Source organism: Ancylomarina sp. YFZ004 (assembly GCF_054254355.1).
Genome location: NZ_JBTCHQ010000003.1, coordinates 391784 through 404055 on the forward strand (window position 1 = coordinate 391784; position 12272 = coordinate 404055).

At 35.8% G+C, this 12272-nt stretch carries 5 protein-coding genes; all 5 read right to left on the reverse strand.

Going from position 1 to position 12272, the window contains the following annotated elements:
• Positions 1 to 14 precede the first annotated feature (14 nt).
• Positions 15 to 644, reverse strand: coding sequence for a choice-of-anchor J domain-containing protein (locus ACXR6G_RS07160; RefSeq protein WP_458360730.1), 630 nt, complete (start codon positions 642 to 644; stop codon positions 15 to 17).
• Between the two features lie 47 nt (positions 645 to 691).
• Positions 692 to 2515 carry a surface glycan-binding family protein gene (locus tag ACXR6G_RS07165; RefSeq protein WP_458360731.1) on the reverse strand — a complete coding sequence of 608 codons (1824 nt, stop codon included), beginning with the start codon at positions 2513 to 2515 and terminating at the stop codon, positions 692 to 694.
• Positions 2516 to 2955: 440 nt separating this feature from the next.
• Entirely contained in the window at positions 2956 to 4485 is a 1530-nt protein-coding gene (locus ACXR6G_RS07170) for a RagB/SusD family nutrient uptake outer membrane protein (RefSeq protein ID WP_458360732.1), read from the reverse strand.
• A gap of 14 nt (positions 4486 to 4499) precedes the next feature.
• Entirely contained in the window at positions 4500 to 7499 is a 3000-nt protein-coding gene (locus ACXR6G_RS07175; RefSeq protein WP_458360733.1) for a SusC/RagA family TonB-linked outer membrane protein, read from the reverse strand.
• A gap of 573 nt (positions 7500 to 8072) precedes the next feature.
• Positions 8073 to 12104: a hybrid sensor histidine kinase/response regulator transcription factor gene (locus ACXR6G_RS07180; protein WP_458360734.1), complete on the reverse strand. Its 4032-nt coding sequence runs from the start codon at positions 12102 to 12104 to the stop codon at positions 8073 to 8075.
• Positions 12105 to 12272 lie beyond the last annotated feature (168 nt).

The window sequence follows — 12272 nt, forward strand, 5'->3', positions numbered from 1 at the left end:
TTATTCAGACAACACTATTTTTTCATTGCACTAACTGTCACTTTCGAAATAAATGTTGTTCTGGTCAAATTCTTAAGGGATTTTCCTTTATGAATAGATCTAAATGCAACAACTACTTTTTCTCCCAGATATTTCTTCAGAAGAATACGACGACCTACTGCTTGGTTTTGCTTATGAATACTCTCCAAGTACAACTCATCCCAATTAGCTGATTCAATATCTCCATTATAATTAGTCGATATTAAAACTTTCAAGTCATTCCCAGCAGCTGTCCCGTATTTCGAGTATGCTTCGATATTCAATACAGGCTTTTTGCAATCATTCAAGTCAATCTCTTCAGAAATTAACCAATCATCGTTTATCTCCTTATTTGGAACCATTACAACGCCTCGCTTAGATTCTCCATCAGTACCATTAACGGTCCAATTTCCCCAGCTGCTTGTCCATTTTTTATTAGCCGATTGAACAGCTTCTCCCTCAAGGCTAATACAAGTGAAATTTCCTGTTTGATTTTCTCCATCGACAGGTTTCAAAGCTTGCCAGCCATCTTCGAATAAGACTGTTTTTCCTTTGCTTTTATCTTTAGCAAAAGAAGATACAGCACCAAAGCTTAGGAAGGATACCAGTAGTAATACTGGCACCATCCTTTGTATATGTTTTTTGTGACCTATTTTCATCATCATCATCATTCCTATTTACGAATAGCATTTACCTTGAAATCTACTATAAAATGAGATCTTGAGAACTGAATTAAGGTAAGATCACCAGACAAAAGACTTGAATGACGAAGAGCAATTGTAATATTTTTGCCATCGAATTGACTCAAATCAACTTCACGATCTGCAGAAGGAGACGTAGTTGGTAATTGATCAAATGCGACTTCTACCCAAGTGGCAGCATCAACATCACCAGTATAATTTTCAGCTACAAGCAAAGTTAGCGTACTAGCATCAATACCATATTTAGAGTAACCTGCAAAATTTAATTTTGCCTGTACACAATTTGTCAAATCAACTGAAGGTGCTAACAACCAGTCATCATTTTCTTTTTTAGCTGGTATCATAGAAGCTCCTCGTACAGAGGCATCAGATTGATCTTTAACGCCCCAATTACCCCATCCTTGAGTCCATTTGTTATTACTAGCTTGAACAGGATCTCCAACAGCACTGTATGTAAGCATATTGCCCAAAGCTTTTTCTCCAACCGAAGGATTAACAGTATCCCAACCATCTTCGAATATCACCTCTGAAATAGCAAGTTTAATTGTTACAGTGATTGCATCAGCAAAAGTCACTTCTCCTTTTATATTAGTTGCTTTCACCGAAAGAGGATATTCTCCAACAGTCAAAGTATTTCCTTCTATAAGCGAAACCACACCCGTGTTTGCATCAATTACAAAAGCACCTCTATCATCAACCAAAGAAAATGTCATTGGCGTAGATCCAGATACAGTCGGTTGAACCGATTCAAAAGCAAAGGCCTCATTTACAACATATGTATTTGTTGCATATTGCAAATTAGAAGGCAATACAGCTTTGATCTCAACAATTTGAATTGAAGCTGCATTTGCAAACTCAGTACTTCCATGTGCATTTGTAACAACAACTGTTAGATTATAAGTATCAATATCCAATGCATGATCAACAGGCAATGAAATAACACCTGTATTCGCATCAATTGTGAAAGCTCCCATATTGTCTTTCAACTCGAAAGTAAATGGTGCAGTTCCCCCAACTGTCGGCTCAGAACTTTGCATTGCCTGTCCTTGCTGTACATCTAAATAAGATTGTGGTGTATAAAGCAATTCTTCAGCTTTAGTTTCTAGCTGAATAGTGATAACGTCTTCAAATGTGGCAGTTCCACCAGCATTAAGAACCTTAACTGTTAAATTATAATCACCTGCCTGAATTTCAGAATCCAGAGGTAAAGAAACCTCACCTGTCTCAGCATTAATTATAAAATCACCAGCCTCAAGTAATTCGAAAGTTGCTGGATTACTACCTTTAAAAACAGGTACACTTGTCTTCTGACCTTCAAGTCCACGAACAATGGTTTGTGTAAATGGAGTGTACTGTAAGCCTTCAATAGCTGATGGCAAAACAATCAACTCAAAAGCATTTGGGAAAGTGGTTTCTCCAGCGCTATTGCTTACTTTAATATCAAGAGAGTATGTTCCTGCAACAAGTTGATTATCGGCTTCCAATTTGATGACACCAACTGTATCAACAATCTGAAACTCTCCTTCAATATAAGTACCACCATCTTCGGCAGTACCTGCTGCAATTTCAAATGTACTTTTTCCAGTTGAAAAAACTACAGGACTAGCAGTTTCCATTGCTTTACCTTCATAAACTTCACTTACCGAAGCATAACGAAGTTCACTGGGTGCCATCACTTCCTTATTTTCCGTTTCGTCATCACAAGAAAAAGTGAAGACCGAAAGGAAGGCAAAAGCTATGGCCATCCATTGGCTTCCCAAGCGCCATTTACTTTTACAATCGTTTGAATGATTCATTAGATTTGGGTTTTAGTCATATTAGTATTAGATTTTTTTAGATATCAAAGTCGCTTACGAAAACGACTGCGTAAATATATCTAAGCCATAAAGTGTCGATATGATACTTTTATCCAAAAAACATCCAATATCTTCCAAACGACACAATCATAGCATCTAAGACTCTTTATTCGTACGATTACACCATATTCTGTACGAATTTGGGTGTAAAAATATCAAAGAGTTCCTTAAGTCAAACTTTTTATGTCAAACTCACTGATAATAAGTGATATTTGTATTGGTTTTACGGGACATTAACCTTTATAAAAAAGGAAATATCTCCAATTATGAAGAGAAGCTTTTCTGATTAAGCTAAGGGGAAGGAATAAATCTATTCTTAAGTTCTCACGAATAGGGGAATTAAAAATATGAGCTGGCAATAAATACCAGCTCATCTTTTTTTATAAATTTGGATTAATCAATTTCTCCCTTGCCGGGATTGGGAACAGATATTTATCTTCAGTAATGGAAGATGCGTCGAAATCATTTCGCTCGTCCGCATGGTTTAAATTTGCTTCCTTCACTTTGTTTCGTCGTACCAAATCGTGCCAACGTTTCATTTCAAAGGCAAACTCCCAAGCACGCTCTTGTAGCACAACTTCATCAAATTCATCCTGAGAAGCTCCGAATGTAAGCTTGTTACTTTCTACCGAACTTCCTACATAAGCTCTATCCTGAACAGCCCATAATGCAGCATAAGCTAGTGCAGATGGAGCTCCTTCTGCTAAATTTGACGCTTCTGCATAAATCAATAAAACATCAGCAAATCGGAAGATAGGATACAAACAATTGGAAGTCGCTTCATTCCATGTTGCACCACCTATATCACGAAATTTGGCAATAAAAGGATGTGCTTCTAATGAATTCTCCCAAGGAATCCATTTAGCTTCCGGCAAGTCTCTACCCTTTTTATCGTATTTAATGGTTTCATAAATTGTCCATTCTTTTCGATTATCGTTTGGAAAGTTTCGGGCAAATTCTTTTTCAACCAAAACTTCTCTCCATCCACCTTCTTCTTTACCTCTAAAAGATTTATTACCAAAGGTTCCGTAATTTCTATTTGAAGAAAAATCTGGATAAAAAGCAAAAATATGTTCATTCTCGGAAAATCGCGAATCAAATTTCCACAAGTCTGAATAATCTGCTTCTAATTGATAGTTACCCGCATCGATAATTTCCTTGGCTTTATCTGCTGCTTTTTGGTAGTATTCGCTTCCTTTTTCCAAAGGCCATCCAGCCATATGTAAATAGACATAGGAAAGTAAAGTTTTGACAGCATCCTGACTTGGACGTCCTTTATCAACTTGATCAACAGGCAATAATTTTTCAGCCTCTAATGCATCTGCTAATATAAAATCGTATACTTCCTCAATTTTAGCTTTTCTAGCTTTTTGCGCATCAACACCGTTCATCAAGTCGTCAACAATAGGCACTTCTCCCCAGAAACGAACCAAATAGAAGTAAGAAAGAGCACGCAAGAAACGCACCTCTCCTATCCGGGCATTTCGCAGACCATCAGCCATTGGGATTTCCTGGATACGATCAATATTTCTGATCACATTATTTGCTGCTCCTACCGCACGATAAAGAGCTTTCCAAGCCATTTCGAGGTCGTTATTTTCTGTAGAAACTTCAAAATCGTCAAACTCCAATAAGCGTTGCTTATTTAAACCTCTGGTGGCAGTAATGTCATCGGCTCCTGAATTTAGACCCCAACCACGACCACTGATACCATTTAATCGGCTATCATCTTTGAAAATATAGTTGTATATCGGATATATGGCTGCATCCAACTCTTGTTCCGATGAAAAATAGTTATCAGGACTCAATAAATAAGTATCCTCCTCTTCTAAGAAATCGCAAGCTGAAAACAAACTCAAGCAAATTAAAAAACTTAAGCCATAACTTATATTTTTATATATTTTATTCATTTCAATTCAAGGTTTTAAAATGTCAAGTTTACACCAAAATTAATCACTCTAGCTAATGGATACGGGGCACGGTCAAAACCAACACTATAGTCTGTACTTGCTCCTCCTGCATTATTCACTTCTGGATTATAACCCTTATAATCTGTCGAGGTCCATAGATTCTGACCACTTACAAAAATTCTAAGTTTTTCAATATTGAATCTGTTCAATACGTCACGGTCAAAAGTATAACCAAGTGAAACATTACTCAATCTAATAAATGATGCATCTTCTACAACAGCTGAAGAATTGTCTAAATAAGATGTCTTATAGGTTTTACTAAATGCAGGAATGGTATTGCTCGCATTTTCAGGAGTCCAACGATTTAAAATATCAACATTAGTAGCATCCTGATTACTCCATCCCATAGAACGGCTGTACACTTCATTCTTCACATCATTCCCGAATGTGCCTACAAATAAGAAATCCATATCGAAATTCTTATATGTGAAAGAATTAGACCACCCCATACTAAACTTTGGATAACCATGCCCTATAATAGTTCTATCATCCGCTGATATTACTTGATCGCCATTAACATCTACAAAACGTGCATCACCTGGCTTATTACCAAAAACTGCCGCTTCAGTTGCTTCACTAGCCTGCCAAACGCCATCAAATTTATAACCATAAATTAATCCTAAAGATTTTCCCTTCTGAATTAAAGCACTGGTTGTATTATCACCCATGACAATCTTTTCACTATCACCTAAATCCAATACTTTGTTTCTGTTAATACTCAATGTTATATTTGAATGCCATTTCAATTTACCAAACTCCAGATTAGTTCCTAGATCAACTTCAAATCCTTCATTCTCTACTTCACCAAGATTCTTAAACTCTGATTTGAAACCCGTATAAAATGGAACTGCCACTTCCAAAAGCAGATCACTTGTTCGTTTGTAATAATAATCAGCAGTAAGAGTTAATTTACCATTCCAAACGGCCATATCGATTCCTAAATCAACCTGGGCTGTTTTCTCCCAGGACAAATAAGGATTATCAGAACGTGCTGGTGCAATTCCTACACTTACGGCTGAACCATCAACAGCATAATTCACCCCTGTATTCATCACGCCTTTTGACTGATAAGGAGCTGTAGACTGAGATCCGGTAATACCAAAACTAGAACGCAGTTTCAAATTATCGAAAAAGCCCCAATCTTTCATGAAAGGCTCTTCAGAAAGTCGCCAAGCGGCAGAACCACTAGGAAAGTATCCCCATTTGTGATTATCAGCAAATTTAGATGAACCATCTGCTCTCATAGCTACTGTAAATAAATATTTATCATCAAACACATAGTTTATACGACTTAGAAAAGACATCAATTGCCAGTCAACAAATGAAGATGATGGAGCCAAAGGTTCTTTCCCCAATGAAACATCATAAAAGCCATTTTCAACATCGAAATTCTTTGTCGAAAGGCTAGAATTTTGAGTCTTAGATCCCGTTTGCTCATTTACTAGAGTAAAATCAATTTTATGCTTTCCAATCTGGTTTTTATAGTTCAGAATATTAGTGTTTTGCCATACGTAGTATTTTTTATTAGAAATAGAAGCACGTCCATTATCTCCAACACCAGCATATAAATTTACACTCGAATACATATTAGATACGTAGTCACGGGTATTAAATCCTCCCGATACTCTAAGGTTCCACTTATCTGAAATCTTATAATCAAAATAAGCGTTCAAGTTTTGCTTCACATTATCGATATAATGATTTTGCTCTTTATAATCAGCAACTGGATTAGATACTGTTGCAGCTCCTGATCGTGTGTAATTACCTTCTTCATCATAAATAGGAAGAGTAGGTTCCATTGTAATCGCATCATTCGAGATAGATCCATTAGGCCAACTCAATTTATGAGGACGATCTTTACTCAGGATTCCATTTATTCTGATACCTAATTTTAATTTGGAAGATAAATCAACATCAACATTTGCCCGATAGCTAAATCTTTCAAAATTTGAATTCTTTAAAATCCCATCCTGATTTAAGTATTGTCCAGAAAACAGATAATTGAAACCATCCTTTTTTCCACTAACCGAAAGATCATGATTTTGTGTCATGGCTGTTCTATAGATCTCATCTTGCCAATCAGTCCCTCCATTTGCTCTAAAACCTTCAATTTGTTCCAGAGTATAATCTTCAGATCCACCGGTCTCTACACGCTTCTGATTGACTGTTTTAGCATAAGTAGCAGCATCCATCAAATTCATTTTATTGGTTAATTTCTGAATACCTGCATAACCATTATACGAGATCTGAATTTTCCCTTCCTTACCTCTTTTTGTTGTAACTAATATCACACCATTAGCACCACGTGATCCGTATATTGCAGTAGCTGAAGCATCTTTCAATACCTCTAAAGATTCAATATCGTTTGGATTCAAATCCGATAACGATTGCCCAATAAAACCATCTACAATAACCAAAGGATCGTTACTTCCATTAATTGAGTTGGTTCCTCGAATTCTAATTTTTATATCTCCACCTGGTGCCCCACTATTAGATTGTACAGAAACACCTGAAAGTCTCCCCTGCAGAGCCTGGCTCACATCAGCAGTTTGAATACTCACAATCGATTCCGAAGATACCCGCGAAGTTGCACCTGTCAGGTCACTTTTGCGCATGGTACCATAGCCAACTGCAACAACCTCGTTCAAACCAATATTATCAGTTTGCAGGCCTATATTTATAGTAAGCTTTGTTCCTATAAGAATTTCCTGAGTTTTTGTTCCTACAAAAGAAAAGACGAGAACCTTTCCATCTTCAGGGATTTTCAACACATAATTTCCATCAATATCGGTTGTAGTACCGACTGTTGTTCCTTTCACTGAAACCGAAGCTCCAGGAACGCCTAATCCATCCTCTTCAAGAGAAACCTTTCCGCTGACTGAATGGTCCTGTGCAAAGAGAATTTGTATTCCTGTAATGAAAAAGAATACAAAAAGTCCAATTATTTTTTTCATTTCTTCATAAATCGTTTGCTTTTTGAAACTGGTTCCAATTCCTCACCCACTTAGAGAGAATTGTCACACACTTTCAAAAAAGGGGTTAAATTTAGTGTGGGTTTGTTTTCTATATAAACTACAAAATCATTAAAAGTCAAATACATGGCAATTACTCAAGACCTGTCTTTAATAATGATTATGCTTACGAAAACGAATGCATGAAACTACGTGGAAAGAAATTTAAGGATATGACTTTATTATACAAAAGATGTCCAAAATAATTCAGTAGGGTCTTTACAAACACAAAAGAGACCTAATCTGACCACAAACACTACATGACTGAACAATATTTTAATTAATCAGCAGCAAATTCGGGTAATCAGAAATGTAACAGAAAGGAATATGAAGATAATTTTGCGCTTTAAGGTCTGGAAGTAACAGTTAATAATCTGAAATCAGGATTTAATAGCATACAAATTCATCCAACTCTTTTTTTTACGAATAGAATTGTTTCTATAAACAAAAAAACGACCAATAAGACATAGCAGATTGGTCGTGTGATTAAAATGGAATCTCATTTAAGCTGAACAACTATGATATTGCATCCTCACCTTTTGCATATTTCGAAGGTGAAATTTTAAATTGATCACTGAAACACTTACTAAAATATCGAGGTGTGGTAAACCCAACTGAGTAGGCCACATTTGCAACACTAACTCCAGATTCAGTACGAAGCATATGCGCTGCCTTTTTCAATCGACTGCTTAGAATAAACTCATTGGGAGTTTGACCTGTAATTCCTTTGATTTTGGTATACAAATTCGTTCGTCCTAAGCACATTTCCTGTGCAAAAGTATTCACATCAAATTTGGAATTATCAAGATTCTTATCCACAATATCAATTGCTTTTTCGAGGAGTTCAGCATCGAGAGAATTTGTTGCAATACCTTTTATCCCCAATCCAGGATTTGTTTGAAAACTTTCCTGCAATTGCTTTCTGGATTTTATTAAATTACGACATCTTGCCTTAAGCAACTTAATATTGAAGGGTTTCGTGATATAATCATCTGCCCCGATTTCTAATCCTTCAAGCCTATGCTCAACAGCTTCTTTGGCAGTGAGTAAAACAATTGGAATATGACAAGTCGTTAAATCAGATTTCAGCTTCTCACACATATCGGTTCCCGACATTACAGGCATCATGACGTCACTTATAATAAGATCAGGTTGGTGTTGTTGAGCTGCATCTAATCCCATCTGTCCATTCTCTACTTCAACAATATTATACTCATCTTTAAATGAGTCACAAAGCATAGCTCTGACTTCTACATTATCTTCTACAATAAGTAAACTCGTAGACTTAGGAACCAAGTTGTTCGTATCCAGTAACTCTTTTTCTAAATCTTCATTTTTTTCTATTAATAGAGGCGATTGCAAACTTTTCTCAAGTAATTGCTGTTTATCCCAAATCACCTGTTCTTCTTCAAAATGATCTTTACCAAGTGGTAAACTGACCTCAAAACACGCCCCTTCTCCAAGTTCACTTTCTACTCGAATACAACCACCATGCATATCAACAATACCTTTACTCAAGGCTAGTCCAATTCCGGACCCAAGCTGCTGTTGTTTGTGTTCGCTAATATTATCAACCTGATAAAAACGATCAAATATCTTTTCTAAATATGCTTTTGGCATCCCCGGGCCAGAATCAATAACTTTAATGATAAGATCCTTGCTCGCTTTATTAATTAGAATATAAATTGACCCGCCTTTAGGTGTAAATTTGAAAGCATTCGATAATAAATTTAAAAATACTGTTTCCAGCTGTCTGGCATCAAACCATAGAGGAATTTTATCCTGATAACAAACAAGCTTATAATTAATTTCCTGCCTCTCTGCATGCTCTTTAAACGAATCAAAAATCATATTGGAAAAATCAATAAAGTCATGCTCATTGACTTTCAGCTTCATATGTCCTAGCTCCTGCTTTCTAAATTCAAGAAGTTCATCAATTAGTTTCTTTAGTCGGAATGAATTTTTATATGCCACCAACATTTTATTGTAAATTTTGGGAGCAAGCACATTAGAGTTATCAAGCAAGCTTTCCAATTGCCCTAGAATTAGAGTTAACGGTGTACGAAATTCATGTGATATATTGGTGAAAAATTGCAATTTGGAACGATTCATCTCACGAATTTGTTCCTTATCACTTTGTTCTTTCTTTAGGTTCTCCTCTAATAATGCCTTCGATATCAAAACCCTGTTTATATAAAAAAGAATGCCACTTACAAAAGCAATATAAATAAGATAAGCCCACCATGTATTGTAAAAAGGAGGATCAATTATAATCTTCATACTGGTTTCAGCACCGTCTTCACCCTGTCGTAACTTTTCTTTTACAGTAAACGTATATGTTCCAGCTTTCAGATTCGTATAATTAACACTTCTTCGATAGCCAGCATCCACCCAATCAGAATCAAAACCATCAAGTTTATATGAGTATCTGGTTTTATTCGTTTTCAAATAATTGAAAGATGTAAAATCGAAAGAGACGACACTGTGAGTTGAATTTAAACGTATCGATTCTGTAAAAGGAAGTGTTTGAGATAAAATACCACTTTCATCATTGGGATGCACTTCACTATTATTTACGCGAAGTTCAGTAAAATAAAGCGGGTGTTTTACTGACTGATTTTGTAACTCTTTCTCATAAAAAGAAACCATACCATGAATACCACCTACAAATACTTCTCCATCGCTTGTTATATACAAACCCCTTTCATTAATCTCACTCAAAGGAAATCCGTTCTGATAATCGTAAGCACGAAAACTTTCTTCTTCAACATCGAAACGGCTGATTCCTTTACTTGTAGCAATCCAAAGAAAACCATATCTCGATTCTGCTATTCCATAAATAAAGTCAGATGGTAAATCGTAATCACTACTGGTATAAGCGGTGAAGCTATCGTTTTCTGGATGGTAACGATTAAGGCCTCCGCCTGAAGTCGCAACCCAAATTCTCCGCATGTGATCCTGGTAAATTTGATATACAAAATTACTCCCTATACTTTTTAAATCCTGAACATTATTCCTAAAGTTCTTTAACTCTCCAGACTTTAAATCATATACACTTAAGCCTTTGGTCTCCGATCCAATCCATAAACGTTGATCTCTGTCTAATAATAAAGCGTAAATTTTTTGGCCTATTCTTTTCTTGAATTCATTATTCTCAAAAAATGGACTAAATTCTTCTTTATCTGGATTAAACACAACCACCCCATCATTGGTTCCCAAGAGTAAATTGTTTTCGAAAGGAATTATTGCAGAAATAATATTACTTGGAATTGAATGAACATCATCTTCATTCTTTAAGTACTTTTTAATTCTTCCGGTTTTTGTATTCAAAACATCCAAACCTCCCAAATGGGTTCCTATCCATAGTCTATTTTGCTTATCCAGATACAGACTTTTTGCATTATTGTGTGAGAGCTTATAGTCTCCCTCACCCTTTGTTATATACTTAAATTTGTTATTCTTTCTATCGTAAAAATTCACGCCGCCACCTTCGGTAGCAATCCAAAGATTCTTATCGTCATCTTCAATCATAGATCCAACGACTCTATAATTGATCGATTTATTTTGATCGGTTTCTGCAACAAAATATCGAAAAATATTCGTTTGAGAATTGTAAATGTTTACACCTCCAAAATAACTACCAATCCAGATACTGCCTTCTTGATCGCGAAATAAAGTATAAATGGAATTATGGCTCAAGCCATAAGGCTTTTTATCTGACTGATAGTAATTGGTGAACAGATTCTTTTCTGGATCAAGCACACTCAGCCCAAAAAACGTACCTATCCAAATTCGCCCATTCTTATCTTCTGTAATATCTCTAATCACATTATGAGTTAAGCCTGAAGCCTGATTATAATGGGCAACAACCTCATCTTTTTTTAAACAATACACCCCATTTTCAGTTGTACCGACCCAGATAAGGCCATCCGAACTTTTATGTATGCAAGAAACTTCTACATCTAATATCGAATCCAACTGATTGGAGAGTGCGTCATAACGAAAAAGACCTCTGTCACTGGTCCCAATAAGGATATTTCCTTCTGAATCCTCAAAAATTTCATTCACCTTTATTCTATGAGGGAAAATTTGAGTTGCAGCTTTATACTTACGACTCTCCTCATCTAAAAAGAAGAGGCCTAAATTCGTTCCTACCCATATATTCTTATCACTGATATAAAAACAGCTAACATTTTGATTGGGAAAATTAATTAGTTCTTCATTCTGCAAATTGATATTTGAGATTCCTTCGGCAGTTAAAATCCATAATTTATTATTAGCATCCGCTTTCAAATCCCGAATATTATTCCCTAAAAGGCTACTGGTATCCTGCCTGTTGTGGCGAAAAACATCAATTTCATAACCGTTATAACGGTTTAGACCATCACGAGTTCCAATCCACATGGTTCCCAAATTGTCCTGCTCAAGTGCTGTGACTGATATTTGCGAAAGGCCATTTTTAAGATCTAGATGATCGAAATAGATATCTTGTGCTTGACAAACAAGCACCTCCAGTAGAAAAATAAATAAAATCAGAATTTTCTTCATAGAAAAACAAATAATAGGATTAACCTTCAAACTCTCAAGGCAAAGCTTATTTAACAACTATCTTATTGATAATAAAACAATTCTAAACACCTTACAAATAAACGAAAACTTAGTTCAAATTGAAATTTTTATAAAAAAAAAGGCAAAGCTCCATTTATAATGGAACTC

Coding starts and splice junctions, on each gene's coding strand:
- ACXR6G_RS07160 (WP_458360730.1), bottom strand. CDS start 644: ATGGTGCCAGTATTACTACTGGTATCCTTCCTAAGCTTTGGTGCTGTA.
- ACXR6G_RS07165 (WP_458360731.1), bottom strand. CDS start 2,515: ATGAATCATTCAAACGATTGTAAAAGTAAATGGCGCTTGGGAAGCCAA.
- ACXR6G_RS07170 (WP_458360732.1), bottom strand. CDS start 4,485: ATGAATAAAATATATAAAAATATAAGTTATGGCTTAAGTTTTTTAATT.
- ACXR6G_RS07175 (WP_458360733.1), bottom strand. CDS start 7,499: ATGAAAAAAATAATTGGACTTTTTGTATTCTTTTTCATTACAGGAATA.
- ACXR6G_RS07180 (WP_458360734.1), bottom strand. CDS start 12,104: ATGAAGAAAATTCTGATTTTATTTATTTTTCTACTGGAGGTGCTTGTT.